The sequence below is a fragment of the Sphingosinicella ginsenosidimutans genome, from assembly GCF_007995055.1.
Classification (GTDB): Bacteria; Pseudomonadota; Alphaproteobacteria; order Sphingomonadales; family Sphingomonadaceae; genus Allosphingosinicella; species Allosphingosinicella ginsenosidimutans.
Window position 1 is genome coordinate 378,879 of record NZ_VOQQ01000001.1, and the last position, 24,640, is coordinate 403,518.

Sequence of the window (24,640 nt, forward strand, 5' to 3'; positions counted from 1 at the left end):
CGCTTTCTATGTCGAAGGATCCAATCGCAATGAAGCATGTCCTGTTCCTCGCTGGCGCGGCGACGATCGCCCTCGCGCCGCTTTCCGCCCAGGCCGCCACCGGCGCCGCAACCGCCGCGACCGCCACCGGCGCCGCAGCCGCCGCGACCGCCACCGGCACGGCCGCCGCCACCGCGGCCACCGCCGGCCGCCCCGAATATGGCGATTTCGGGATCGACCTTTCCGCCCGCGATCTTTCGGTGCGGCCGGGCGACGATTTCTGGAGCTATGCCAATGCCGGCTTCGTCCGCGCCCATCCGATCCCGGCCGACCGGGTCAGCTATGGCGTCAGCGATGTCCTGCAAGACCAGATCGAGCAGCAGCTCAAGGACATCGTCGAGCATCCGGGCGACGATGCCGCCGCCCGCCAGGTCGCCGATTTCTATGCAAGCTGGATGGACGAGGCGGGGGTCGAGCGGCGCGGGGCCGCGGTGCTCCAGCCCTATCTCGACCGGATCAACGCGGTCCACGATCGCGCCGGCCTCATCGCCCTGTTCGCGACTCCGGGCTTCGCCTCGCCGGTCGATATCGGCATCATCCCCGATCCGGCGGACACGACCCGCTACGTCGTCACCGCGAGCCAAAGCGGGCTCGGCCTTCCCGGCCACGATTATTATCTGAACCAGGGCGCGGATTATGATCGCTATCGCGCCGCCTATCGCGCCTATCTGATCCAGATCCAGACGCTTGCCGGCATTCCGGACGCCGCGGCCAAGGCCGACGCGGTGATCGCGCTCGAACATCGCATGGCCGAGGTCCAGTGGGCGCCGGAGCGCAGCCGCGACATCCAGCAGACCTACAATCCGATGGATCGCGCCCAGCTCGCCACGCTCGCCCCGCAATTCGATTGGCCCAACATGCTCGCCGCCGCCGGCCTTGGCAGCGCGCAGACCGTCGTGGTGGGCGAGACCAGCGCGATCCACGATACCGGCGCGCTGCTCGAAAGCGTGCCGCTGGAGACGTGGAAAGCCTATCTCACCGTCCACTTCATCGACAATTTCGCCCAATATCTGCCGCGCGCCTTCGATCAGGCGAATTTCGAGTTTCGCAGCCACACGCTGCGCGGCGTGGAGCAGCAGCGCGACCGCTGGAAGCGCGGGCTTTCGGTGCTCAACCGGTCGCTTGGCGAGGCGGTGGGCCGCATCTATGTCGAGCGCCATTTCCCGCCCGAAAGCCGCCGCCAGATCACCGAGCTGGTCGGCAACCTGCGCGCCGCGCTGAACGAGCGGCTTCGCGCGAACCAGTGGATGGACGACACGACCCGGGAACAGGCGATCGCCAAGCTCGACGCCTTCGATCCGCGGCTCGGCAGCCCAGCCCAGTTCGTCGATTATTCGCCGATCCGCGTCGATCGCGCCGACCTGCTCGGCAATGCGGTGCGCGCCGGCCAGTTCGCCTGGGAACGCCAGGTGCGCCGGTTCGGCGGGCCGGTCGATCGCAGCCTGTGGGAAATGACCCCGCAGACGATCAACGCCTATTACGATCCGCTGATGAACCAGATCACCTTCCCGGCCGCGATCCTGCAGCCGCCTTATTTCGATCCCAATGCCGATCCGGCGGTGAATTACGGTGCGATCGGCGCGGTGATCGGCCACGAGATCGGCCACGGCTTCGACGATCAGGGCAGCCATTTCGACGCGCAGGGCCGCATCCGCGACTGGTGGACGCCGCAATCCTCGCAGCGCTTCGCGGAGCGCACCCAGGCGCTCGGCGCGCAATATAACCAGTTCGAGCCGCTGCCCGGCCTGCACGTCAACGGCCAGCTGACCATGGGCGAGAATATCGGCGATCTCGGCGGCATCGAAATGGCCTGGTCGGCCTATCGCCGCTACGTCGCCCAGCATGGCGAGTTGCCGGTGATCGACGGCCTGACCGGCGATCAGCGCTTCTTCCTCGCCTACGCCCAATCCTGGCGCGATTACTGGCGCGAGGGGCTGCTTCGCGAAGTGGTGCTGACCAATCCGCACGCGCCGTCCATGTACCGGGTCAATGGCGTCGTCCGGAATGTCGACGAATGGTATCGCGCCTTCAACATCCAGCCCGGCGACAGGCTCTATCTGCCGCCGGAGCAGCGCGTCCACATCTGGTGACGAGTCGCGAAGGGGCCGGGAAACCGGCCCCTTCTTCTTGCGCGCCATCGCCGGCCGCGCCGCATGTCGAAGGATGGGACGCCTTCGTCGCAGCCGGCCGCGCTTTGCCTAAACGATCCGCGGCTTTGCCGAAGACGCGATGCACCTCCCGATGGCCGGGTTCATGGATTGCGGACCCCATGAACCAGGGAGGTCCATATGAATATCAACACGATCCTGCGGCGCGGCTCCATCGCCGTCGTTGCGACCCTCGCCGGAACGCTGGCCGTCGCCCAGGCGGACGCCCAGCCGCGCAACGACCTGACCGTCTTCGCGCCGGCAACGCCGGAAGACTTGATCGTCGCCACCGTCTCCTACGCCGATCTGAACCTCGCTCGCAGTGAAGGCCAGGCGGTGCTGGAGCAGCGGGTGCGCGGCGCGGTGCGCCGGGTCTGCCCCGTCAGATCGCGCGATCTCTCCATCGCCGCGTTCGGCGACCGGTGCATTGTTGCGGCCTGGGAAGGCGCGCGGCCGCAGATGGCGGCGGCGATCGCGCAGGCCGGCAGCGGCTATGCGATGCGCGGCACGATCAGCGTCGCGGCCCGGCCCTGACCGGCCTGGCCGAACGGGCGGGCCGCTCCACCTCGCGGAGCGGCCCGCCTTTTCACGTCAGGCGTCAGGCGTCGCCTTCTTCCTCCTCGAAAATCTCGACCGCGACATCGGCATTGGCGGAAAGCCGCACCTTGTCGCCCTCGACCTCGGCGACCAGTCCCTTCGAGATATAGTGATGGTGCCCCTTGTGGCTGCCCTCGCCGCTGTCCTTCTTGGTCAGCTTGATCCGGTCGCCCTCGATCTTGTCCACCGTGCCGACATGGACGCCGTCCGCGCCGATGACCTCCATATGCTCGCGAATTTCACCTGCCATTTTCTGTCTCCTTCTGGCGTGGACCTGATCGATCGACAAAACGCATCAAAGCGATTCGGGTCCCCGTCACGATGCGACCGGAACCGGCGCCGGCTCAAGGGCCTGCGACGCCGCCGCTGAATGCTGGGCGAGATAGGCGTGGATCGCGGCCACGACCTGCGCGCCGTCGCCGACCGCCGCCGCGACCCGCTTGACCGAGCCCGAGCGGACGTCGCCGACCGCGAACACGCCGCGCCGGCTGGTCTCCAGCGGCAGTCGATCCTCGCCCCCGCCCGGGCCGGCGCACAGGAAGCCGCCGGCATCGACCTCGAGGCCCGAGGCGCGGAGCCAGTCCGTATTCGGATCGGCGCCGATGAAGGAGAAGAGGTGGCGCACCTGGCGCCTGGTCTCGAGGCCCGAGACCCGGTCGCACCAGCGGATCGCCTCAAGCGCGCCGTCCGCGCCTTCGAGGGCGCTGATCTCGCAGCCGACGACGATCTCGACATTGGGCAGGCCTTCGATCCGCTCGACGAGATAGTGCGACATCGTGTCGGCGAGCGGGCGGCGCACGATCAGCGTCACCCGCGCCGCCGCGCCGGCAAGGAACACCACCGCCTGGCCGGCCGAATTGCCGCCGCCGACCAGCGCCACCTCCTGCCCTGCCGACAGCTTCGCCTCCAGCGGCGAGGCCCAATAGTGGACCGAACTGCCTTCGAATTCGTCGAGCCGGTCGACGTCGAGCCGGCGATAGCGCGCGCCGGTCGCGATCACGGCGGTGCGGGCGCGCACCCGCTCGCCGGTCGACAGCGCGAGGCACAGGGTGTCGCCGCCGCATTCCAGCCGCAGCGCTTCGTCCGGGATCGCCATTTCGACCCCGAATTTCTGGGCCTGGCTGTGGGCACGGCCCATCAGCGCCATTCCGGAAATTCCGGTCGGGAAGCCAAGGTAATTCTCGATCCGGCTCGATGCGCCCGCCTGGCCGCCGAACGCGCGGCAATCGAGCGCGAGCACCGAAAGCCCCTCCGATCCCGCATAGACCGCGGTCGCGAGACCGGCCGGCCCGGCGCCGACCACGACGACATCGAACACCCGCTCCGGATCGATCGGGCCGACCAGGCCGATGCAGCGCGCCAGCTCGCCGTCGCTCGGATTGCGCAGGATCTGGCCGCCGGGGCAGAGCACGATCGGCAGCTCCTCGCGCGTGACCTGGAATCGCTCGACGAAGGTGCGCCCGCACGGATCGGTCTCGGCATCGAGCAGGCGGTGCGGATGGCCGTTGCGCCGAAGGAAATTGGCGAGCCGCCCGACATTGCCGTCGCCCGCCCGGCCCACGATGATCGGCCCGCCGCCGCCGCTTTCGAGCAGGCCCATGCGCCGAAGGATCAGCGCGCGCATGATCCGCTCGCCAAGATCGGCCTCCGCGATCAGCAGCGCGCGCAGCCGTTCGGGCGGGATCAGCAGCGCCTCGACCGGGCGGACCGCTTCGGCATCGACCAGGGACGGCCGGCCGGACAGCTGGGCGAGCTCGCCCATGAAGCCGTTGGCAAGATGGGTCACGATCGGCACCGGGCCGGATTCACCTTGCTGGCTGACCTCGACCGCGCCGTCGAGGATGACGGTGAGCCCGTGCCCCGGCTCCCCGACCCGCGCGAGCGCCTCGCCCTGCGCGTAACGGCGCACCGTGCCGAACCGCCGCAGCCGGGCGATGTCCGCGTCGGTCAGCGTCGGGAACATCTGGGCGCCGCGCGTTTCGATGATGGTCTGGGCGGCGGGCGGGATTCCGGCCGGGCCGCGGGGGATCGTGTCGGTCATCTGTTCCCTCGGGAAGCGCGGGCCGGGCGGGGACGCAAGGGCCCGCCCGGCCTCGATGGTCAGGCCGTTGTGGGCGTCGCGACGATCAGCGATTCGGTCGACGATTCGCCCTCCCGGATGAAGGCGAGCAGCTCGGCATTCACCAGGTCCGGATGGGTGGTCATCATGCCGTGCGGCAGCTCCTTGTAGCTCTTGAACGTGCTGCGCTTCAGCAGCTTGGCCGCAAGCGGACCGGAATCGGCATAGGGCACGATCTGGTCGTCCTCGCTGTGCATCACCAGCACCGGCACGTCGATCGCCTTCAGATCCTCGGTGAAGTCGGTTTCGGAGAAGGCCTTGATGCAGTCGTAATGGGCGTTGGCGGCGCCCATCATGCCCTGGCGCCACCAATTGTCGACGCAGCCCTGGATCGTCGCGACGCCGGGCCGGTTGAAATTGTAGAACGGGCCCGAGGCAATATCGATGTAGAGCTGGGAGCGATTGGCGGCGAGCGCGGCGCGATAGCCGTCGAACGCCTCGATCGGGGTGCCGCCGGGGTTGCTCTCCTTCTTCACCATCACGGGCGGCACGGCGCTGATGATCGCCGCCTTGGAGACGCGGCCCGGCTCGGCGCGCGCGACATAGTGAACGACCTCGCCGCCGCCGGTCGAATGGCCGACATGGATCGCGCCCCTCAGATCGAGCGCGCTGACCAGATCCATCACGTCGGCGGCATAATGATCCATGTCGTGGCCGCCGGATGTCTGGCTGGAGCGGCCGTGGCCGCGCCTGTCGTGCGCGATCACGCGATAGCCCTGGTGGAGGAAGAACAGCATCTGCGCGTCCCAATCGTCCGCGCTCAATGGCCATCCGTGGTGGAAGACGATCGGCTGGCCGGTGCCCCAGTCCTTGTAGAAGATTTCGGTTCCGTCGCGGGTGGTGATCATGTTCATGCCATGTCTCCTGGCTGCGCGGGTGCGCGTGCGGGGGGTGCCGCGATCACGGGCCCGGCGGATCACAGGAAGCGGCGCGCCGGACTCGGCTCGCGACGGTGGAAACCTATCATGGATTCGGTGGCGCGGCCATGACAGGGCCGCGCGATTCATTCGCGCTCGCGAAGCAGCGCCGAAAGCGTCCAGCCGGACTCGCCGTGCCCGGTGCCGTTGATCGCATCGTCGAGGAACCAGCGCCCGTCGATCAGGACGAATTCGAAGCGCGTCGAATCCTGCCGGTCGCCGTTATGGAAGCGGGCCGTCACCGTCCGCCGGCCCGGCCCGTCCTCGGGGCGGACGACCAGCGAGACCTGCGAAATCTGCCAGTCCTGCGCGTTCGTCCACCAATCGAAATCGATCGCGCCGACCGTGTCCGGATGCGCGTCCTCCCAACGCTGGTAGGCCGCGAACAAGGCGGCGAGCCGCGGCGAATAGGCATAAGCGGGATCGGGCGGCGGCCGATCCTCGCCGCCATGGACATAGGCGTCGTACATCTGCGCCACGAAGGCGCGCGGATCATCGACCCCCCGCATCTGCGCGGCCGCGCCGTGCCGGGCGGTCCGATCCGCCGAGGCCGCCGGTCCGGCAACGGCCGCCAGGGCGACCAGGGCAACCGTGACGAGAACCCGCTGTGTGCGCATCTCCGCCTCCCCCGCAATGCGTTCTTGTCTGCCCAAGTCGGCTTGGAGTCCAGCGGCACCTTGCTCAGGCCGCGCGGCTGCGGCAGGCTCGCGCAAACGAACGGGGGACCCATGCGCCACATCGCCTTCGCCGGATTTCTGCTCCTCGCCGCCGCGGCCGGAACCGCGCAGACGGGCCACTGGCAGCCGCAGCCGATCGCCGGCGCAACCGAGCCCTCCGAAGTGGTCGCCCATTCCGCCGCGTCCGACTGGCGGCCGATCGCGCCCGAAAACCTGCTCGTCATGGACCTCGCCGACGGCGGACGGATCGCGATCGAGCTCGCGCCCGAATTCGCGCCGGTCCATGTCGCCAATATCCGCCGGCTCGCCCATGCCGGCTGGTGGCAGGGCGCGAGCGTCTATCGCGTGCAGGACAATTATGTCGCCCAATGGGGCCAGAATGACGGCGGCGGCACGCGTCCCGAAGGCGTCGTCGAGCATCCGCCGGCGGAATATGAGCGCCCGACGGCCGGCCTGTCGATCCACCCGCTCGGCTATCCCGACAGCTATGCGGCGCAAGCCGGCTTCGTCGACGGCTGGCCGGTGGGCACCGATCCGGCCCGGGGAAGCGCCTGGCTCGCCCATTGTTATGGCGCTGTCGGGGTCGGCCGCGATCTCGCGCCCGACACCGGCATGGGCGGCGAGCTCTATGCGGTGATCGGCCAGGCGCCGCGCCATCTCGACCGCAACATCGCCGTCGTCGGCCGGGTGATCGAGGGGATGCCGGCACTGTCGGCCCGGCCGCGCGGCACCGGTGATCTCGGCTTCTACCAGGTCGATCGGGGCGAGACTCCGGTGCCGATCCGGTCGATCCGCCTCGCCGCCGACATGCCCGCCGCCGAGCGTCCGTCCTACGAGGTGATGCGGACCGACAGCGAGGCCTTCGCGCGCTATGTCACCGGCCGCGCCAATCGCGGCGGCACCTTCTTCAACGTTCCCGCTGGCGGCGTCGATCTGTGCAACGTCAACGTGCCCGTGCGGCGACGAGCCGCGCCCTAGCGGATCGTCATCGCGTCGCCGCGGATCTCGACGGCGCCCACGCGGCCGAGGAAGCTCTGGCCGAGTAGCGACATCGGCAGACGCTCGCCGACCACAGCCGGCACGTCCCGCGCCTCGACCGGGCCCAGGGTGACGCGATCGAGCGTCACCGGCATCACGTCCATCTCGCCGCCGGCGCCGATCGCGCGGAGCCGCTGCGTCGGAAAGGTGAGGCCCGCGCGCTGCGCGTCCTCGCGGGTCAACGCAACCACGCTCGCGCCCGTATCGACGACGAAGCGGATGGTCGCGCCGTTGACGATGGCATCGGCGTAGAAATGGCCGTCCGGCGCGCGGCGGATCGATCGTGCGGCGACACCGGGATCGGCGTCAGGCGCCGGCGCGACCGCCGGCGATTGCTGGCGTGACGGCGCCGCAGGCGCTGGCGGGGGCGCGCGGCCGAGGTTCGGCGCGATCAGGGCCGCGCCGATCAGCACGATCCCCGCCGCGACCAGGGTGCCGCCGTTCGACATGGCCGCATTCTAAGGCGGCCATGTCGAAGGCCGGGTTAACGCCGCCGCGCGCTCAGGCCGCCTCGGCGAACCGATAGCGCCGGACGGTGCGGATGGTCTGTCCGCCGGCGACGAGCGCCGCGTTTTCCAGCGGCAGCGCCGTGCCGCAGAACGCGCATTCGGCCGACAGCCGGCCGATATACCAGTGGGATCGGCCGCAGCCGGGGCAGTGGTTGGTTTCCTGGTCGCGATAGACGATGTGATAACCGCGCGCCGCCGCCGGGGGACAAGGCTGCCACCGCGCGCGTCGAGTATGCTGGTCGCCATGTTCGGCTCCTTTTCGACTCGAATGTGCCTGCCCAACGCGGCGCCGACGGGCGCGGTTGCATGGATTCACCATGAATTCGCAGGTGCTTGGCGGTTCACCCCGCAAGCGTCACGAAAATGAGACACTTCGGAGCCCCGGAACGCTCCCCCCTCTCGCGCGTAACGCTGCGCGCAAAGGAGACGCCATGCACATCGCGATCGATGTCGAGCTCGACTATGATTTCCCAGCCCCGGCCGATGTGCTGCTCGCCGTCGAGGTCGCGCCGCTCGCCGACCAGAGCCTGGTCGAGGATCGGCTCACCGTGACCGGGGCCGGTCCGCTGCGCCCGATCGCCAGCGGCGACGGCATCGGCCGGCGAACCTGGACGAGGGCCGCCGGTCGTCTCTACGCCCGCTATCGTGCCGAGGTGGCGCTCGACCGGATCGTCACCGCGCTCGACTCGCTCGCGATCACGCCGCTCCACGATCTGCCGGCCGAGGCGATCCCCTATCTGTGGCCGAGCCGCTATTGCGAATCCGACCGGTTCGAGAATTTCGTGCAGACCCGCTTCGGCGCGATCGAAGGCGGCGCGCGGATCGCCGCGATGGCGGAGTGGATCAATCACGAGCTCGCCTATCGCCCCGGCACCAGCGACACCGCGACCACCGCCGTCGACGCCTTCGTGGCACGCCAGGGTGTGTGCCGCGATTTCGCCCACCTGCTCGCCGCCTTCGCGCGCGCGGCGGGCGTGCCGGCGCGGCTCGTCTCGGCCTATGCGCTCGATCTCGAGCCCTGCGATTTCCATGCGCTGGTGGAGGTCTGGCTCGACGGCGCCTGGCATCTGGTCGATCCGACCGGCCTCGCCCGGACCGATCAGGTCGCGCGCATCTGCGTCGGCCGCGACGCCACCGACATCGCCTTCATGACGATCTTCGGCCAGGCGACGCTGAATTCGCAGCGCGTGGCCGTCAGCCGGGCGGGTTAGCGCCGCCGTCCGGGTCGTCGGGCGGGAGCGATCGGCCGCCGGCCTCCCCGCCCTGCGCCGGGCCATGCCGGCCGCGCCCGCGCCCCTGCATGAACTGCTCCATTCGCTGCGCGCGCATATGCTGGAGCTGGGCGAGCGTGATCCGGCCGCCATGATCGGTGTCGAGCCGGTTGAAGCGCTCGCCGGCCGCATGATCCCATTCGGCGTGGCTGATGCCCCGGTTGAGGTCGCGGTCCGCGTCCATGATCGGGTGCGGGATCGGCAGCAGCCCGAAGCGCGCCGCGCCGGTCATCATGCCCATGCCGCCGCCCGGCGCCCCGCCGCCAAGGCCGCCACGCGCCGCCCCGCCGCGGCCCATTCCGCCACGACCCATCCCGCCACCGCGCCGGCCCATCCCGCCGCCGCCGCGCCGAAACCCGCCATTTCCTCCAAAACCCACGCCACCGACGCCACGGCTCGACATTTCGGGGAGGATCGACTGCTCGTAATGCGCGACCTCGTCCGGCCCGATCTCGCCGTCATGGTCGGTGTCGAGCACCGCGAAATAGCGGACGAAATCCGCGTGGAATTCGGCCCAGTCGATCGCGCCGTCATGGTTCGCATCGACGCCGCGGAACCAGGCCTGCATCGGCGGCGGCCCGCCGGGCTGGGCGCGAAACGGCTCGCCCGCGGGGCTGACGAAGAGGCGCGCGCCAAACCCTGCGGCGCCGCCTGCGCCGGGCCGGTGGCCGCCCTGCATGCCGGGCCGATGGTGGCGAAAGCGCGGTTGTTCGGTCGCGCAGGCGCAAAGCGCGGTCGCGGCGACAAGTGCAAGGATGGCAAGGCGCATCGGATCCTCCCTGAAGGACGATCCCGATATGCGCCGCCACATGTCACCCGATCATGTCCGGCGAATGAATTCGTGTCGCAAATTGTCGCGGGCGATCAACCCGCGGCGACGCTCAGCCGGGCAAGCTGATCCGGGTCGAGCTCAAGCGTCAGCACGCCAAGCAGCTCTTCCAGCTGCGCCACCGAGGTCGCGCTGGCGATCGGCGCGGCGATTGCCGGCTGCGCGGCCAGCCAGGCGAGCGCGACCTGGGCCGGTGTCGCCCCGATCTCGGCGGCGATCGCGTCAAGCGCCGCGAGCACCGCGAGCCCGTTGCCGTCGAGAAAGGCGCTCATCCGATCGCCGCGAACGCTTTTGCCGATATCCGCCTTCGACCGGTATTTGCCGGTGAGAAAGCCGGAGGCGAGGCCGTAATAGGGCAGCACCGCGACACCGCGGGCGACGCACAAATCCTGGAGCGCGCCTTCGAATTCCTCGCGCTGGACGAGGTTGTAGCGGGGCTGCAGCACTTCGTAGCGCGCAAGGCCTTCGCGAGCGGACAGATCGAGCGCCGCGGCGAATCGATCGGCGCTGAAATTCGAGGCGCCGAGCATGCGGACCTTGCCGGCCTTCACGAGCGCATCGAAGGCGGCCGCGCTCTCCTCCTGCGGCGTCGCGGGATCGTCCTTGTGCGCATAATAGAGATCGATCGTCTCGACCCCGAGCCGCGCGAGCGAGGCATCGACGGCCTCGGCGATCGATCGCTTCGACAGGCCGGTGCTAAAGCCGACCTTGGTGGCGATCAGCACGCCGTCGTGGCCGCCGCGACGCTTCAGCCACTCGCCGATGATCGTTTCCGATTCGCCGCCGCGATTGCCGGGGGCCCAGGCCGAATAGACATCGGCCGTGTCGATCATCACCCCGCCCGCTTCGGCGAAGCGATCGAGGATGCGGAAACTGTCCTCGCGCGATTTCACCGTCCAGCCGAAGACATTGCCGCCGAGCACGAGGCGCGGCGTCGACAGCCCGCTTTCGCCAAGGATTGTGGTCGCGACCATCATCAGACTCCTCGTTGCCCGCCTGCGCCACTTAGTGCCGGGCCGGCCACCCGCAAGGGGCTGGCCCCTTTTGTCGCGCGGGCCTAAGCGGCCTTCATGATCGCGCCGCTCTTCGCCCTGCTCATCGCCGCCACCCCGCCAGGGATCGCCGGCAATTGGGTGACGCAGGATCGAAGCGCGATCGTTCGCGTCGGCGATTGCGGCGGGACGATCTGCGGACGGATCGTGCAGATCCTGCGCCGCGGCGCGCCGACCGGCGACATCCACAATCCCGATCCGGCCCAGCGCCGCCGGCCGCTGGTCGGCATCGCGGTGCTCAGCGGATTCACCGCCCAGGGCGCCGGGGCGACCGGCGGGCGCGCCTACGATCCCGAGAGCGGGCGATCCTATCGCTCCTATCTCAGCCTCAACGACGACGGGACGCTGAAGGTCACCGGCTGCGTCGCCTTCTTCTGCCGTTCGCAGACCTGGACGCGGGCGCGCTAGCGCCTAGAGCGCGACGCCTTCTTCCGTCAGCCGATCGACCGCGTCGACCAGCTGGCCCACGGTCTCGATCTCGGCCTGCATGTTCATCGTGATCAGGATTTCGAACTCGTCCTCGACCGAGGCGACGAAATCCATCACGACCAGGCTGTCCCATTCGAGATCGCCGGCGAACGTGGTCGCGTCGGTCAGCGCCACGCCCTTCTTGTTGAACGGCTCGATCAGCGCAGCGACGCGCGCGAAGGTTTGCGAACGATCGGTCATGGCGGCCCTTTAGGTGCCTTTGCCATCGCAGGCAAATCGGGCGGCAATGGGGCGCGCTTGGCAAGGCGGCCGTCGTCATGCGATGAGAAGGGCGCGTGGCAGGGGGGAAGGCAAGCGTGATGGAAGCCGGGCGAAAGCGGGAATTTCCGCCCAATATGGTGAACCTGCTGCGCACGTCGCAGCAGATGCACCTGACGCTGAGCCAGATGGCCGACCAGAAGGCGAACATGCTGCTCGCCGCGACCTTCGTCGTCTTCACCATCACGATCGGCCAGGTCCGGCAGGTCGATTACCCGCTGCCGCTGCTTCTGCTCGGCGGCGGCGCCTTCTTTTCGGCGATCTTCGCGGTGCTGGCGGTGATGCCCGCCGCGCATTTCAAGACCGGCGGCAAGCTCAACCTGCTCTTCTTCGGCTCCTTCTGCCGGCTCGAAGAGGAGGACTTCCTGGAGCGGCTGCTGACCGAGATGGAGGACGAGGAACAGGCTTTCCGGATGATGGCGCGCGATCTCTACCAGAACGGCATCGTGCTCGAGCGGAAGAAATACCGCCTCCTCGCTTATGCCTACTGGATCTTCCTCGCCGGGCTGGTCGCGGCGGCAGCGGCGTTCGTGCTGGATTATTTCTGAGCCGGGTCAGGCTTGCCGCGCGCACCGGCAGCCTCGTCAGCGCAGCCAGCCCTGATCGAGATACCAGTCGGCGGTCGCCTTGAGCCCGGCGGGTGTGCGGATGCTGGCCTTCCAGAGCTGATCGGGCGGCCGGCTCTCCGCCGTCACGACCCAGTCGGGATGGCAGAAATAGCGGACCCGGTCCGGCGTCAGCTTGGCGCCCTCGCCGCGCACCAGAGTGTCGAGCCGCGAGGCGCCCTTCATCACCAGCTTCGGGACCGCCACGGTCGCCGTCCGCCGCCCGAACGCGCGGGCGAGCGTGCGGGCGAAATGACGATGCTCCCAGCCCTGGTCGGTGCCGTCGTCGGGCTCGTACGTCTCGCACACCGTCTCCTGCTCGCCGGGCAAGGCGAGGATGAGGCGGCACAGATCCTCGACATGGATCAGTGAGAACCGTCCCCCCGGCGGCAGCGCGACGAAGCCGCGTCGCGCCATTTTGAACAGCTCGAACGTCTCGCGGTCGCCCGGGCCGTAGATCGCCGGCGGGCGAACGATCGTCCAGTCGAGGCCGGAGGCGGCGACGACCCGCTCCGACTTGGCCTTCGACCAGCCATAGTCGGACAGGTCGGGCTCGCGCGCGGCGAGCGAGGAAATGTGGATGAACCGCCGCACCCCGATCGCACGCGCGGCATCGATCATGTTGGCGGTGCCGCCGACATTGACCGCTTCGAAGGCGGCGCGGGTGGGCGCGTTGATAAGCCCGGCGATGTGGATCACCGCATCGGCGCCGTCGACGAGCTTCGCCAGCGCATCGGGCCGGTCGAGCGCGCCGTCGATCCAGTCGATCCCCTGCTCCGGCGGACGCCAGCCGCGGGTCAGCGCGCGCAACGGATGCCCGGCCTCGCGCGCCAGGCGCAGCAGGTGCCGGCCGACGAACCCGGTCGCCCCGGTCACGGCGAGCACCGGCCGCGCCCGCTTCACAGCGGCGACCATTCCACCGCGTCCTCGCCCTCGTCGCCGGGATCGACCGCGGCGTGATCGTGGCCGATCGCCTCCAGCAGCTTGTCGAGCACCCAATCGACCCCGGTGCCGCTCGCGCCCGACAGCGGGATCACCGGGCTGCCGCTCGCTTCCTCAAGCTCCGCCGACAGGGCTGCGATCAGCTCGTCGTCCAGCGTGTCGATCTTGTTGAGCGCGACCACGACCGGTTTGTCGTCGAGCCCCGCGCCATAAGCGGCAAGCTCGTCGCGGACGATCCGGTAGCTGGTCGCGACATCCTCGTCATTGGCATCGACGAGGTGGAGCAGCACCCGGCAGCGCTCGACATGGCCGAGGAAGCGATCGCCGATCCCCGCCCCCTCCGCCGCGCCTTCGATCAGGCCGGGAATGTCGGCAATGACGAACTCGCGGCCCTTGTGGCGGACGACGCCGAGCTGCGGCCGCGTCGTCGTGAAGGCATAGGCGCCGACCTTGGCCTGCGCGTTGGTGACGGCGTTGAGGAAGGTCGACTTGCCGGCATTGGGAAGGCCGACCAGCCCGGCATCGGCGAGCAGCTTCAGCCGCAGCCACACCCACGCCTCCTCCGCCGGCCAGCCGGTGCCGTGCTGGCGCGGGGCGCGGTTGGTGGAGGTCTTGTAGCTCGCATTGCCGCGGCCGCCGTCGCCGCCGCGAAGGAAGACGATCCGCTCGCCCGCTTTGGTGAGATCGGCGAGCAACGTGCGCTCGTCGTCGTCGGCGAGGATCTGGGTGCCGATCGGGACCTTGATCACGAGATCCTTGCCGCCGGCGCCGGTGCGGTTCGATCCGGCGCCGCCGGTGCCGCGCTGGGCCCGGAAATGCTGGGTATAGCGAAAGTCGATCAGCGTATTGAGGCCGGGCACCGCTTCGAAGACGATGTCCCCGCCCTTGCCGCCGTCGCCGCCGTCGGGCCCGCCATATTCGATGAACTTCTCGCGCCGGAAGCTCACCGCGCCGGGGCCGCCGGCGCCGGAGCGGACGAAAATCTTGGCCTGATCGAGGAAATGCATGGCCCGCGACTTAGGGCGCGCGCTCCCCGGCCGCAACGCCTTCGCTGAGTCCGGTGCTGCCGATCAGCAATCGCCGCACCACTTCGCGCGCGCGATCGCGTGGAAGGCCGAGCGCCTTGGCAAGCGGCTCGCCGAGCAGGGCATCGCCGATCGCGGCGAGGACGACCCAGAGCGTCGTCTCCTCGATCGGCCGGTCCTCATGGCCCTCGCGCAGCCGCTCGACCATGGAGTGGATCGATTCGAGGATCGGATCGAGCGCCTCGCGATCGCCGGTCAGGATCATCCAGCTTGCAAGCGCGCCGGCCCCTTCGCGCCCGAACGTGTCGAACACCCGGTCGACGATCTCGATCGGATCGGCCTCGCCCTGGCGTGAGCGACGGACCGCCTCCGCGATGCCGGCGCTCACCCGCTCCCCGATCCGCGTCGCGAGCGCCGCCTGCAGCCCCGCCGCCGAGCCGAAATGGTGGAGCAGGTTGGCGTGGCTCTTGCCGATCGCGGCGCCGACGGCCTTCAGCGTCACCGCCTGCGGCCCCTCTTCGATCAAGAGACGCTGCGCGGCATCGAGGGCGATCGCGCGGCTCTGCTCGGCGCTGAGGCGCTCGCGCGTCATCTCGCTTCGGCCCCGGCCAAGACCCTAGCCGATGACGCCGGTCGCCTTGCCGGCATTTTCGAACATCGTGAGGATCTGGCCGACCTCCTCGCTCGAATGTTCGGCGCAGAGCGAGCAGCGCAGCAGCGTCATCCCCGCGGGCGTCGCTGGCGGGCGGGCGAGGTTCACGTAGAGCCCCTCGGCGAGCAAGGCCTCCCACATTGCCGCGCCCTTCTCCAGGTCCGGCATGATGACCGCGACGATCGCCGATTGCGGCGTCTCCGATCCGAGCGTGAAGCCCAATGCCTTGAGCCCGGCATGGAGGCGCTTCGAATTCTCCCACAGATGCGCGCGCTTGTTGGAGCCGTGCATCAGCTTGCGGATCGAGGTCGCCGCGGTCGCGACCACGCTTGGCGGCAGCGAGGCGGTGAAGACATAGGGCCGGCAGACGAGCCGCAGGATCTCGAACTTCGGATGGTTGGAGACGCAGAAGCCGCCGACCGTCCCGACGCTCTTGGAGAAGGTGCCGATGATGAAATCGACCTGGTCGATGACGCCCTGGTCCTCGGCGACGCCGCGGCCGTTGGGGCCGATGAAGCCCATCGAATGCGCCTCGTCGACCAGCACCATCGCGCCGTGCGCCTTGGCGATGCCGATCATCTCCTTCAGCGGCGCGATGTCGCCGAGCATCGAATAGACGCCTTCGAGGACGACGAGCTTGCCGGCCCCCGCGGGGATGCGGGCGAGCCGCTTTTCCATCGCGCCGATATCGTTGTGGCGGAACGGCACGATCTCCGCATCGCCCATCTTGCAGCCGTCATAGATCGACGCATGGCTGTCGATGTCGAGGACGATATAGTCGCCCTTGCCGGCGATGGTGGAGATGATGCCGAGATTGGCCTGGTAGCCGGTCGAGAACACCATGGCATGATCCATGGCGTAAAAGTCCTTCAGCGCGTCCTCGCATTCCTTGTGGCCCTGATAGGTCCCGTTGAGGACCCGGCTGCCGGTTGTGCCCGAGCCGAATTCGTCGAGCGCCCGCTTGCCGGCGGCAATGACGTCGTCGTCGAACGTCATGCCCATATAATTGTAGGTGCCGAGGAGGATCGTCTCGCGCCCGTTGCAGATCGCGCGGGTCGGCGAGAGGACCTTTTCCATGACGAGGCTGAACGGATCCTTCACCCCGGTCGCGAGCAGGGCCTCGCGCTGGGCGATCAGCGGATCGAACTTGGCAAGAAGATCGGCCGCCGGCGCGGCGGATCGGGCAGTATCGGTCATGGCGGGGTCCTTAGTCGGCCGCGCCATCGCTGCCAAGGAAATGCGGCTGAACCTTGGCGATGAGGGGGCGCGGCGGCGTCGGCCGCGGCGCCCCCCCCATCGCTACGCCGCCTTGAGCGTCGCCATGTCGATGACGAAGCGGTACTTCACATCGCTTTTCAGCATCCGGTCATAGGCCGCGTCGATATCCTGCATCGCGATCATCTCGATGTCCGAGGTGATGCCGTGCTCGGCGCAGAAATCGAGCATCTCCTGCGTCTCCGCGATACCGCCGATCAACGAGCCTGCGATCGAGCGCCGGCCGGCAATGAGCGGGAAGATGTTCGGCGAGGGATGCGGGCTCGAGGGCACGCCGACGAGGGTGAGCGCGCCGTCGCGCTTGAGCAGCGTCGTATAGGCATCGAGATTGTGCGGCGCGGCGACGGTGTTGAGGATGAAATCGAAGCTTCGCGCATGCGCCTTCATCTGGCCGGGATCGGTCGAAACGACGACCTCGTCCGCGCCGAGATCGAGCGCCGCCTGGCGCTTCGATTCCGAGGTGGTGAAGGCGACGACATGGGCGCCGAGCGCATGGGCGAGCTTCACGCCCATATGACCGAGCCCGCCGATGCCGACGACGCCGACCTTCTTGCCCGGCCCGACATTCCAGTGACGCAGCGGCGACCAGGTCGTGATCCCGGCGCACAGCAAAGGCGCGACCGCGGCGAGATCGGCCTCGTCATGGTTGATCCGAAGCACGAAATGCTCGTCGACCGTGATCGCCGCCGAATAGCCGCCGAACGTATTGTCGCCGCTGCCGTCCATCCAGCCATTATAGGTGCCGAGGAAGCCGTGCGGCCCTTCGCAGAACTGCTCCAGCCCCTCTTCGCACGAATGGCACGTGCGGCACGAATCGACCATGCAGCCGACCCCAACGATGTCGCCGGGCGCGACCTTCGTCACCTCGCCGCCGACCGCGCTCACCCGGCCGACGATCTCGTGGCCAGGCACGCTCGGAAACTTGACCCCGCCCCATTCGCCGCGGGCGGTGTGGAGATCGGAGTGACAGACGCCGCAGTAGAGGATGTCGATGAGGACATCCTTTGGCCCCGGCTCGCGCCGGTCGATGACGGTCTCAGCCAGAGGCGTGGTCGCAGATTGCGCGGCGAAGGCTTTGGTCTGCATGGATAATCCCTTTCTTGTTTTAATCTTCAACTGAATCCGACGACCGAATGCGGTCGATAAGGCTCCTCAAGCGAGGCGATCTCCGCCTCGTCCAGTTCGACGTCGAGCGCGGCGATCGCGTCGTCGAGATGTTCGGGGCGGGTCGCGCCGACGATCGGCGCGGAGACCTCCTCCTTCGCGAGCACCCAGGCGAGCGCGACCTGCGCCATCGGCAGGCCGCGCGCGCCGGCGACTTCGGCGAGCCGGTCCACCACCGCGCGATCGCCCTCTTCGAAGAGCGTCTTCCCGAACGCATCGGTCTGCGACCGCGCCGTCGACGCGTCCCAGGGGCGCGTCAGCCGCCCGCGCGCGAGCGGGCTCCACGGGATCAGCCCGATCCCTTCCGCGTGGCACAGGGGCAGCATCTCGCGCTCCTCCTCGCGATACAGGAGGTTCAGATAATTCTGCATCGACACGAACCGCGTCCACCCGTTCGCCTCGGCAACGTGGAGCATGGTCGCGAACTGCCAGGCATACATGGAGGAAGCGCCGATATAGCGCGCCTTGCCGGCCTTCACGACATCGTGGAGCGCCTCCAGCGTCTCCTCGATCGGCGTCTCGGGATCGAAGCGGTGAATCTGATAGAGATCGACATAATCGGTGCCGAGCCGGGCGAGGCTCGCGTCGATTTCCTGCAGGATCGCCTTGCGGGACAGGCCGGCGCCGTTCGGCCCCTTGTGCATCCGGCCGTGGACCTTGGTCGCGATCACCACCTCGTGGCGCGGGATCATTTCCTTGAGCAGCCGGCCGACGATCTCTTCCGACGTGCCGTCCGAATAGACGTTGGCGGTATCGAAGAAATTGATCCCCGCCTCGATCGCCTTCCTGACGATCGGCCGGCTCTCCGTCTCCCCGAGCGACCAGGGATGCGGGCCGCGAGCGGGGACGCCGAACGACATGCAGCCGATGCACAGGCGCGAAATATCGAGCCCCGTATTGCCGAGCTTGACGTAGCGCATCCGCCTCTCCCTGTCGCTGACGCGCCGGCGGACGCCGGTGCCGCCGCGATATGGGTGAACGAGGCGTGCGCGAAAAGCCCCTGCCGGGAGCAAAATCTTGCGTTTGGCCCGGGCTTGTGCGCGGGCGCGCGAGAAAGGTGTTGCGCTCCGGCGTGCGAGCCGACAGTCTTGCTGCGCCGCAGCGACGGAACGCTCGGCATTTCCGGTCGACGATGAACGGAGGGAGCAAGGTGGCCCGAGCGCCGCGACAGCAAGGGCTCTACGACCCGCGCCACGAGCGCGACAGCTGCGGCATGGGCTTCGTCGCGCATGTGAAGGGCGAGCCGTCGCACGCGATCATCGCCCAGGGCCTCCAGGTGCTCGCCAATCTCGACCATCGCGGCGGGGTCGGCGCGGATCCGACGATCGGCGACGGCGCCGGCTGCCTGATCCAGATTCCCGATGCGCTGCTGCGCGCCTGGGCCGAGGGCGAGCGGCTCACCCTGCCCGCCCCCGGCGATTATGCGGTGGCGATGTGCTTCCTGCCGGTCGATGAGGCCGGGCGCCAGGCGGCGATCGAGCGTTTCGAACATTATATCCGGATCGAAGGCCAGCTTCTCGTCGGCTGGCGCGACGTGCCGGTGAACCTCGATGCGGCGAGCGAATCGGTGCGCGCGACCATGCCGGTCATCCGCCAGGCGGTGATTGCCCGCGGCCCGGCGATCCGCGATCAGGACGCGTTCGAGCGCAAGCTGCTCGCGATCCGCAAGCAGACCCAGAATCCGCTCGAGGACGTGGCACGCAAGCGCGATCTTCCGGGCCTTTCCGATTTCTACATCGCCTCGCTGTCGAGCCGGACGCTTGTCTACAAGGGCATGTTGCTGGCGACGAAGCTCGGCGAATTCTATCGCGATCTCGCCGATCCGCTGACCCGTTCGGCGATCGCGATGGTCCACCAGCGCTTTTCGACCAACACCTTCCCCTCCTGGCGGCTCGCCCATCCCTATCGGTTCATCGCCCATAATGGCGAGATCAACACGGTGCGCGGCAACGTGAACTGGATGAACGCGCGCCGCCGCACGCTCGAATCGCCTTTGCTCGGCGCCGATCTCGACAAGATGTGGCCGATCATCCCGCACGGCCAATCGGACACCGCCTGCCTCGACAATGCGCTCGAGCTGCTGATCGCCGGCGGCTATTCGCTGCCGCATGCGATGATGCTGCTGATCCCCGAGGCGTGGGCGGGCAACGAGGCGATGGAGCCGAGCCGCCGCGCCTTTTACGAATATCATGCGGCGCTGATGGAGCCGTGGGACGGCCCGGCCGCGATCGCCTTCACCGACGGGCGCCAGATCGGCGCGACGCTGGACCGCAACGGCCTGCGGCCCGCGCGCTTCGTGGTCACGGACGACGACGTCGTGGTGATGGCCTCGGAAAGCGGGGTCCTGCCGATCGCCGAGGACAAGATCGTCCGCAAGTGGCGGCTCCAGCCCGGCAAGATGCTGCTGATCGACCTCGAAGAAGGCCGCATCGTCGAGGATGCGGAGGTGAAGGCGCGCCTCGCCGATGCCGCGCCCTATGGCGAATGGCTGAAGGATACGCAGTTCAATCTCAAGGACCTGCCGCCCGCAGCCGAGCCGAAGCGGACCGATCCGGCCGCGCTCGCCGATCTTCAGCGCGCCTTCGGCTATACCGACGAGGACCTGAAATTCTTCCTGGCGCCGATGGCGGCGAACGGCGACGATCCGGTCGGTTCGATGGGCACCGACACGCCGCTTGCCGTCCTGTCCGACAAACCGCGGCTCATCTACGATTATTTCAAGCAGAACTTCGCGCAGGTCACCAATCCGGCAATCGATCCGATCCGCGAGGCGCTGGTGATGTCGCTGGTGTCGATGATCGGCCCGCGCCCCAACCTCCTCGGCCGGCAGGCCGGCACGCACAAGCGGCTGGAGGTCTCGCAGCCGATCCTCACCAACGAGGACCTGGAGAAGATCCGCGCGATCCACGACACGCTGGACGGCGCCTATCGAACGATCACGCTCGACGCGACCTGGCCCAAGGGCGGCGACGGCCAGGCGCTGGAGGCGGCGCTGCAGCGGCTGTGCTGGGAGGCGACCGAGGCGGTGCTCGCCGACATCAACGTGCTGATCCTGTCGGATCGCGGCACGTCGAAGGATCGGGTGCCGATCCCGGCCGCGCTCGCCACCGGCGCCGTCCACCACCACCTGATCCGCCAGGGCCTTCGGATGCAGACCGGCCTCGTCGTCGAAACCGGCGAGGCGCGCGAGGTGCATCATATGTGCGTCCTCGCCGGCTATGGCGCGGAGGCGATCAATCCCTGGCTCGCCTTCGATTCGATCGCCTCGCTCAGCAACTCGAAGGACGCGCAGGCCAATTACATCAAGGCGCTGGGCAAGGGGATTTTGAAGGTGATGTCCAAGATGGGCATCTCCACCTACCAGTCCTATTGCGGCGCGCAGATCTTCGATTGCGTGGGGCTCGGCCGCTGCGTCGTCGACAAATATTTCACCGGGACGACCTCGCCGATCGACGGCATCGGCCTCGCCGAGCTGGCCGAGGAGGCGGCGCGGCGGCATCGCTTCGCTTATGGCGGCGCGCAGCAGCTCGATCCGGGCGGGCTTTATGGACAGCGGCTGGGCGGCGAGGCCCATGCCTGGACCTATGACAGCATCGCCCGGCTCCAGCATGCGGCGCGGGGCAACCTGCCCGACGAATATCGGGCCTTCGCCGCGGAGATCAACGAGCAGGAGCAGCGACGGCTGACGCTGCGCGGCCTCATGCGGCTGAAGCCCGCCGGGCCCGCCGTGCCGATCGACGAGGTGGAGCCGGCGGCGAACATCGTCCGGCGCTTCGCCACCGGCGCGATGAGCTTCGGATCGATCAGCCGCGAGGCGCATACGACGCTGGCGCTGGCGATGAACCGGATCGGGGCCAAATCCAATACCGGCGAAGGCGGCGAGGAGGCGGATCGCTTCGTGCGGCTCGCCAACGGCGATTCGATGCGATCGGCGATCAAGCAGGTCGCGTCGGGCCGCTTCGGCGTCACCGCGCATTATCTGGTGAATGCCGACGAGCTGCAGATCAAGGTTTCGCAAGGTGCCAAGCCGGGTGAAGGCGGCCAGCTCCCCGGCCACAAGGTCGATGCCCAGATCGCCGCCGTCCGCCATTCGACGCCGGGCGTCGGCCTGATCTCGCCGCCGCCGCATCACGACATCTATTCGATCGAGGATCTGGCCCAGCTCATCCACGACCTGCGTTCGGTGAATCCGGGTGCGCGCATTTCGGTGAAGCTGGTGTCGGAAAGCGGCGTCGGCACCGTCGCGGCGGGCGTCGCCAAATGCCTTGCCGACCATGTCGTCATCGCCGGCTATGAAGGCGGCACCGGTGCCTCGCCGCTGACCTCGCTCACCCATGCCGGACTGCCCTGGGAGATCGGCCTCGCCGAGACCCAGCAGACCCTGGTCCGCAACGGCCTTCGCGGCCGCATCTGTGTCCAGGCGGACGGCGGCCTTCGCACCGGGCGCGACGTGGCGATCGCCGCCTTGCTCGGCGCCGACGAATTCGGCTTCGCGACCGCGCCGCTCATCGCGGCGGGCTGCGTGATGATGCGCAAGTGCCACCTCAACACCTGCCCGGTCGGCATCGCGACGCAGGACCCGCGGCTGCGCGCGCGCTTCACCGGGCAGCCCGAGCATGTGATCAACTATTTCTTCTTCGTCGCCGAGGAACTGCGCGAGATCATGGCCGGCCTCGGCCTGCGCAGTCTCGACGAGATGATCGGGCGGAGCGACCTGATCGAGACGCCGGACGCCGCGCACTGGAAGGCGCATGGCGTCGATCTGTCGCGCCTGCTCGCCACCGTCGAGGGCGACGCGCGGCGCGGCGACGGGCCGATCCGGCGGGAGATCCGGGCGCGGATCGACGCGCGGCTGATCGAGGCGCTGGATGGGCCTCTGCCGACGCGGATCGAGATGGCCGCGAGCAATGTCGACAGATCGGTCGGCGCGGTCGTCTCCGGCGAGATCGCCCGCCGGTTCGGAGCCGAAGGCCTGGCCGACGGATCGTTGACGGCCAGGCTCACCGGATCGATCGGCCAGAGCTTCGGCGCATTCCTGGCGCCCGGCGTCACGCTCGATCTCGTCGGCGATGCCAATGATTATGCCGGCAAGGGCCTGTCCGGCGGCCGCCTGATCGTGCGCCAGCCGGAGGGCGTGACGCGCGAGGCAGCGGCGAACATCATCGTCGGCAACACCTGTCTTTATGGCGCGACATCGGGCGAGGCCTTCTTCGCGGGCGTCGCCGGCGAGCGCTTCGCCGTCCGCAATTCGGGCGCCGTCGCCGTGGTCGAGGGGACCGGCGATCATGGCTGCGAATATATGACGGGCGGCCGCGTCGTCGTGCTCGGCGAGACGGGGCGCAATTTCGCCGCCGGCATGTCGGGCGGCATCGCCTATGTCTGGGATCCAGCGGGCACGTTCGAGGCGCGTTGCAACCCGGCCGGAATCGCGCTCGAGCCGGTCGATGATGGCGAGTGGCTTCGCGGCATGATCGAACGCCACCGCCAGCTGACCGGAAGCGCGCGCGCCGCCGCGATCCTGGAAAGCTGGCCGCGTGCACTGAACCAGTTCGTGATGGTGATGCCGATCGAGTATCGCCGGGCGCTCTCGGCGCTGGAGGCCGCGGCATGACCAATCCCACCGGATTCCTCGACATCGCCCGCCACGATCGCGCCTATCGGCCGGTCGAGGAGCGGCTGAAGCACTGGGCCGAGTTCGTCGAGCCGCTGCCCGAGACCGAGGTCCGCCTTCAGGCGGAGCGCTGCATGGATTGCGGCGTGCCCTTCTGCCATTCGGGCTGCCCGGTGAACAATTACATCCCGGACTGGAACGATCTGGTCTCGCGGGGCGAATGGCGCGCTGCGCTGGAGCGGCTGCACAGGACCAACAATTTCCCGGAATTCACCGGCCGCGTGTGCCCGGCGCCATGCGAGGCGGCGTGCACGCTGAACATCGACGACAATCCGGTGACGATCAAGACGATCGAATGCGAGATCGTCGATCGCGGCTTCCGCGAAGGCTGGATCGGCCCGGTGTTCAGCCCGCGCGGCAGCGGCAAGCGGGTCGCCATCGTCGGCTCCGGCCCCGCCGGCCTCGCCTGCGCCCAGCAGCTCGCGCGGATGGGCCATGCGCCGACCGTGTTCGAGAAGAACGACCGCATCGGCGGCCTGCTTCGCTACGGCATTCCCGACTTCAAGATGGAAAAGGCGCTGATCGACCGGCGCATGATCCAGATGGAGGCGGAAGGGGTGATCTTCCGCCCCGGCGTCGAGGTCGGGACGGCCATTTCGGTCGACCGGCTGATGGACGATTATCATGTCCTCGTCCTCGCCGGCGGCGCGGAGCAGCCGCGCGACCTCCCCGTGGAAGGGCGCGATCTTGGCGGAATCCATTTCGCGATGGACTATCTCGTCCAGCAGAATCGCCGCGTCGCCGGCCTCCCGTTCGCCGGCGCGCCGATCCTCGCGACCGGCAGGCATGTCGTCGTCATCGGCGGCGGCGACACCGGATCGGACTGCATCGGCACCGCGAACCGCCAGGGCGCGGCCAGCGTGACCCAGATCGAAATCATGCCCCGGCCGCCTGAGCGCGAGGCCAAGGGGCTGGTGTGGCCCTATTGGCCGGTGAAGCTGCGTACCTCCTCGTCGCAGGAGGAAGGCGCGGCGCGCGAATTTTCGGTGAAGACGCTGCGCGTCGAGGGCGAGAATGGCCAGGCGCGCGCGCTCATCTGCGAGCAGGACGGCACGCCGCTCAGCCTCCAGGCCGATCTGGTGCTGCTGGCGATGGGCTTCACCGGCCCGCGCGAGGACGGGATCGTCGGCAAGACCGACGCCCAATTGCCCCGCGCCGGATATCAGACCTCGCGGCCCGGAATCTTCGCCTGCGGCGACATGCGGCGCGGCCAGAGCCTGGTCGTGTGGGCGATCCGCGAGGGCCGCGAATGCGCCGAAGCGGTGGACCGCTTCCTCGCCGCCGACTGACGCCAAGTCCGTTCGCGGGGAGTCGCCCTGCCCGCTGCGTCGATGGACAGGGCGCGGACCGCTCACTAGATGACG

The 24,640-nt window shown here is 68.7% G+C and carries 23 protein-coding genes; 8 read left to right on the forward strand and 15 right to left on the reverse strand.

Annotation, left to right across the window (positions count from 1 at the left end; all coding sequences use genetic code 11):
* The first annotated feature begins 8 nt into the window (after positions 1 to 8).
* Both FRZ32_RS01940 and FRZ32_RS01945 read left to right on the forward strand, forming a co-directional pair.
* A complete protein-coding gene (locus FRZ32_RS01940; protein ID WP_243445160.1) occupies positions 9 to 2,129 on the forward strand; it encodes a M13 family metallopeptidase in 2,121 nt (706 codons plus the stop codon).
* Positions 2,130 to 2,327: 198 nt separating this feature from the next.
* A complete protein-coding gene (locus tag FRZ32_RS01945) occupies positions 2,328 to 2,720 on the forward strand; it encodes a UrcA family protein (protein ID WP_147041914.1) in 393 nt (130 codons plus the stop codon).
* A 64-nt stretch (positions 2,721 to 2,784) separates the two neighbouring features.
* Here the strand turns inward: FRZ32_RS01945 and FRZ32_RS01950 are convergent, their stop codons facing one another.
* From FRZ32_RS01950 to FRZ32_RS01965, 4 genes are all read right to left on the reverse strand, one after another.
* The gene (locus FRZ32_RS01950; RefSeq protein ID WP_147041915.1) at positions 2,785 to 3,033 is read right to left on the reverse strand and encodes a DUF2171 domain-containing protein; all 249 of its coding nucleotides are present in this window, start codon (positions 3,031 to 3,033) and stop codon (positions 2,785 to 2,787) included.
* A gap of 66 nt (positions 3,034 to 3,099) precedes the next feature.
* Positions 3,100 to 4,824 (reverse strand): FAD-dependent oxidoreductase, encoded by a 1,725-nt coding sequence (locus FRZ32_RS01955; RefSeq protein ID WP_147041916.1) that lies wholly within the window; start codon positions 4,822 to 4,824, stop codon positions 3,100 to 3,102.
* A gap of 59 nt (positions 4,825 to 4,883) precedes the next feature.
* A complete protein-coding gene (locus FRZ32_RS01960; RefSeq protein WP_147041917.1) occupies positions 4,884 to 5,756 on the reverse strand; it encodes an alpha/beta fold hydrolase in 873 nt (290 codons plus the stop codon).
* A gap of 149 nt (positions 5,757 to 5,905) precedes the next feature.
* Positions 5,906 to 6,436 (reverse strand): hypothetical protein, encoded by a 531-nt coding sequence (locus FRZ32_RS01965; RefSeq protein ID WP_147041918.1) that lies wholly within the window; start codon positions 6,434 to 6,436, stop codon positions 5,906 to 5,908.
* A 111-nt stretch (positions 6,437 to 6,547) separates the two neighbouring features.
* Between FRZ32_RS01965 and FRZ32_RS01970 the strand changes: the two genes are divergently transcribed.
* Entirely contained in the window at positions 6,548 to 7,474 is a 927-nt protein-coding gene (locus FRZ32_RS01970) for a peptidylprolyl isomerase (RefSeq protein ID WP_147041919.1), read from the forward strand.
* Here the strand turns inward: FRZ32_RS01970 and FRZ32_RS01975 are convergent.
* Positions 7,471 to 7,983, reverse strand: a complete 513-nt coding sequence (locus FRZ32_RS01975; protein ID WP_147041920.1) for a retropepsin-like aspartic protease family protein — start codon at positions 7,981 to 7,983, stop codon at positions 7,471 to 7,473. The two genes, FRZ32_RS01970 and FRZ32_RS01975, sit on opposite strands and share 4 nt — an antisense overlap.
* A 52-nt stretch (positions 7,984 to 8,035) precedes the next feature.
* Positions 8,036 to 8,362, reverse strand: coding sequence for a hypothetical protein (locus tag FRZ32_RS15500; RefSeq protein WP_243445161.1), 327 nt, complete (start codon positions 8,360 to 8,362; stop codon positions 8,036 to 8,038).
* A 112-nt stretch (positions 8,363 to 8,474) separates the two neighbouring features.
* On the opposite strand from FRZ32_RS15500, the gene FRZ32_RS01985 reads away from it, so the two are divergent.
* A complete protein-coding gene (locus FRZ32_RS01985) occupies positions 8,475 to 9,254 on the forward strand; it encodes a transglutaminase-like domain-containing protein (RefSeq protein ID WP_147041921.1) in 780 nt (259 codons plus the stop codon).
* Here FRZ32_RS01985 and FRZ32_RS01990 read toward each other — a convergent pair.
* Both FRZ32_RS01990 and FRZ32_RS01995 read right to left on the reverse strand, forming a co-directional pair.
* On the reverse strand, positions 9,238 to 10,083 hold the full coding sequence (locus FRZ32_RS01990) for an EF-hand domain-containing protein (protein WP_158635793.1): 846 nt from the start codon (positions 10,081 to 10,083) through the stop codon (positions 9,238 to 9,240). The genes FRZ32_RS01985 and FRZ32_RS01990 overlap by 17 nt on opposite strands.
* 95 nt (positions 10,084 to 10,178) lie before the next feature.
* Positions 10,179 to 11,117 carry an aldo/keto reductase gene (locus FRZ32_RS01995; protein ID WP_147041923.1) on the reverse strand — a complete coding sequence of 313 codons (939 nt, stop codon included), beginning with the start codon at positions 11,115 to 11,117 and terminating at the stop codon, positions 10,179 to 10,181.
* Positions 11,118 to 11,213: 96 nt separating this feature from the next.
* Here FRZ32_RS01995 and FRZ32_RS02000 point away from each other — a divergent pair, with 96 nt between their 5' ends.
* Positions 11,214 to 11,603, forward strand: coding sequence for a DUF2147 domain-containing protein (locus FRZ32_RS02000; protein WP_147041924.1), 390 nt, complete (start codon positions 11,214 to 11,216; stop codon positions 11,601 to 11,603).
* 3 nt (positions 11,604 to 11,606) lie between these two features.
* Here the strand turns inward: FRZ32_RS02000 and FRZ32_RS02005 are convergent, their stop codons facing one another.
* Positions 11,607 to 11,864: an acyl carrier protein gene (locus FRZ32_RS02005; protein WP_147041925.1), complete on the reverse strand. Its 258-nt coding sequence runs from the start codon at positions 11,862 to 11,864 to the stop codon at positions 11,607 to 11,609.
* A 119-nt stretch (positions 11,865 to 11,983) separates the two neighbouring features.
* Here FRZ32_RS02005 and FRZ32_RS02010 point away from each other — a divergent pair, with 119 nt between their 5' ends.
* Complete coding sequence (locus FRZ32_RS02010) at positions 11,984 to 12,490, forward strand: Pycsar system effector family protein (protein WP_147041926.1); 507 nt, start codon at positions 11,984 to 11,986, stop codon at positions 12,488 to 12,490.
* A gap of 36 nt (positions 12,491 to 12,526) precedes the next feature.
* On the opposite strand, the gene FRZ32_RS02015 is transcribed toward FRZ32_RS02010, so the two are convergent.
* From FRZ32_RS02015 to FRZ32_RS02040, 6 genes are all read right to left on the reverse strand, one after another.
* Entirely contained in the window at positions 12,527 to 13,462 is a 936-nt protein-coding gene (locus FRZ32_RS02015; protein WP_147041927.1) for an NAD-dependent epimerase/dehydratase family protein, read from the reverse strand.
* A complete protein-coding gene (obgE, locus tag FRZ32_RS02020; RefSeq protein WP_147041928.1) occupies positions 13,447 to 14,496 on the reverse strand; it encodes a GTPase ObgE in 1,050 nt (349 codons plus the stop codon). The genes FRZ32_RS02015 and obgE overlap by 16 nt, the downstream gene beginning before the upstream one ends.
* A gap of 10 nt (positions 14,497 to 14,506) precedes the next feature.
* On the reverse strand, positions 14,507 to 15,106 hold the full coding sequence (locus FRZ32_RS02025; RefSeq protein WP_147041929.1) for a TetR family transcriptional regulator: 600 nt from the start codon (positions 15,104 to 15,106) through the stop codon (positions 14,507 to 14,509).
* A 24-nt stretch (positions 15,107 to 15,130) separates the two neighbouring features.
* Entirely contained in the window at positions 15,131 to 16,363 is a 1,233-nt protein-coding gene (spt, locus tag FRZ32_RS02030) for a serine palmitoyltransferase (protein WP_147041930.1), read from the reverse strand.
* 102 nt (positions 16,364 to 16,465) lie between these two features.
* Complete coding sequence (locus FRZ32_RS02035; protein WP_147041931.1) at positions 16,466 to 17,527, reverse strand: NAD(P)-dependent alcohol dehydrogenase; 1,062 nt, start codon at positions 17,525 to 17,527, stop codon at positions 16,466 to 16,468.
* A 26-nt stretch (positions 17,528 to 17,553) separates the two neighbouring features.
* The gene (locus FRZ32_RS02040; RefSeq protein ID WP_147041932.1) at positions 17,554 to 18,525 is read right to left on the reverse strand and encodes an aldo/keto reductase; all 972 of its coding nucleotides are present in this window, start codon (positions 18,523 to 18,525) and stop codon (positions 17,554 to 17,556) included.
* Between the two features lie 230 nt (positions 18,526 to 18,755).
* Between FRZ32_RS02040 and gltB the strand changes: the two genes are divergently transcribed.
* Together gltB and FRZ32_RS02050 are read left to right on the forward strand one after the other, a co-directional pair.
* Positions 18,756 to 23,216 (forward strand): glutamate synthase large subunit, encoded by a 4,461-nt coding sequence (gene gltB / locus FRZ32_RS02045; RefSeq protein WP_279379211.1) that lies wholly within the window; start codon positions 18,756 to 18,758, stop codon positions 23,214 to 23,216.
* A complete protein-coding gene (locus FRZ32_RS02050) occupies positions 23,213 to 24,565 on the forward strand; it encodes a glutamate synthase subunit beta (RefSeq protein ID WP_147041934.1) in 1,353 nt (450 codons plus the stop codon). Before gltB ends, FRZ32_RS02050 begins: the two co-directional genes overlap by 4 nt.
* Positions 24,566 to 24,640: the final 75 nt, after the last annotated feature.

Excerpts from the sequence above, each read along its gene's own strand:
- FRZ32_RS01940 (WP_243445160.1), top strand. The coding sequence starts at position 9 with ATGTCGAAGGATCCAATCGCAATGAAGCATGTCCTGTTCCTCGCTGGC.
- FRZ32_RS01990 (WP_158635793.1), bottom strand. The coding sequence starts at position 10,083 with ATGCGCCTTGCCATCCTTGCACTTGTCGCCGCGACCGCGCTTTGCGCC.
- FRZ32_RS02005 (WP_147041925.1), bottom strand. The coding sequence starts at position 11,864 with ATGACCGATCGTTCGCAAACCTTCGCGCGCGTCGCTGCGCTGATCGAG.
- FRZ32_RS02035 (WP_147041931.1), bottom strand. The coding sequence starts at position 17,527 with ATGCAGACCAAAGCCTTCGCCGCGCAATCTGCGACCACGCCTCTGGCT.
- FRZ32_RS02025 (WP_147041929.1), bottom strand. The coding sequence starts at position 15,106 with ATGACGCGCGAGCGCCTCAGCGCCGAGCAGAGCCGCGCGATCGCCCTC.
- FRZ32_RS01975 (WP_147041920.1), bottom strand. The coding sequence starts at position 7,983 with ATGTCGAACGGCGGCACCCTGGTCGCGGCGGGGATCGTGCTGATCGGC.
- FRZ32_RS01945 (WP_147041914.1), top strand. The coding sequence starts at position 2,328 with ATGAATATCAACACGATCCTGCGGCGCGGCTCCATCGCCGTCGTTGCG.
- FRZ32_RS02015 (WP_147041927.1), bottom strand. The coding sequence starts at position 13,462 with ATGGTCGCCGCTGTGAAGCGGGCGCGGCCGGTGCTCGCCGTGACCGGG.
- spt (WP_147041930.1), bottom strand. The coding sequence starts at position 16,363 with ATGACCGATACTGCCCGATCCGCCGCGCCGGCGGCCGATCTTCTTGCC.
- FRZ32_RS01995 (WP_147041923.1), bottom strand. The coding sequence starts at position 11,117 with ATGGTCGCGACCACAATCCTTGGCGAAAGCGGGCTGTCGACGCCGCGC.
- FRZ32_RS02050 (WP_147041934.1), top strand. The coding sequence starts at position 23,213 with ATGACCAATCCCACCGGATTCCTCGACATCGCCCGCCACGATCGCGCC.
- FRZ32_RS02010 (WP_147041926.1), top strand. The coding sequence starts at position 11,984 with ATGGAAGCCGGGCGAAAGCGGGAATTTCCGCCCAATATGGTGAACCTG.
- FRZ32_RS01965 (WP_147041918.1), bottom strand. The coding sequence starts at position 6,436 with ATGCGCACACAGCGGGTTCTCGTCACGGTTGCCCTGGTCGCCCTGGCG.
- FRZ32_RS01955 (WP_147041916.1), bottom strand. The coding sequence starts at position 4,824 with ATGACCGACACGATCCCCCGCGGCCCGGCCGGAATCCCGCCCGCCGCC.
- FRZ32_RS01970 (WP_147041919.1), top strand. The coding sequence starts at position 6,548 with ATGCGCCACATCGCCTTCGCCGGATTTCTGCTCCTCGCCGCCGCGGCC.
- FRZ32_RS15500 (WP_243445161.1), bottom strand. The coding sequence starts at position 8,362 with ATGGTGAATCCATGCAACCGCGCCCGTCGGCGCCGCGTTGGGCAGGCA.
- FRZ32_RS02000 (WP_147041924.1), top strand. The coding sequence starts at position 11,214 with ATGATCGCGCCGCTCTTCGCCCTGCTCATCGCCGCCACCCCGCCAGGG.
- obgE (WP_147041928.1), bottom strand. The coding sequence starts at position 14,496 with ATGCATTTCCTCGATCAGGCCAAGATTTTCGTCCGCTCCGGCGCCGGC.
- FRZ32_RS02040 (WP_147041932.1), bottom strand. The coding sequence starts at position 18,525 with ATGCGCTACGTCAAGCTCGGCAATACGGGGCTCGATATTTCGCGCCTG.
- FRZ32_RS01960 (WP_147041917.1), bottom strand. The coding sequence starts at position 5,756 with ATGAACATGATCACCACCCGCGACGGAACCGAAATCTTCTACAAGGAC.
- FRZ32_RS01985 (WP_147041921.1), top strand. The coding sequence starts at position 8,475 with ATGCACATCGCGATCGATGTCGAGCTCGACTATGATTTCCCAGCCCCG.
- FRZ32_RS01950 (WP_147041915.1), bottom strand. The coding sequence starts at position 3,033 with ATGGCAGGTGAAATTCGCGAGCATATGGAGGTCATCGGCGCGGACGGC.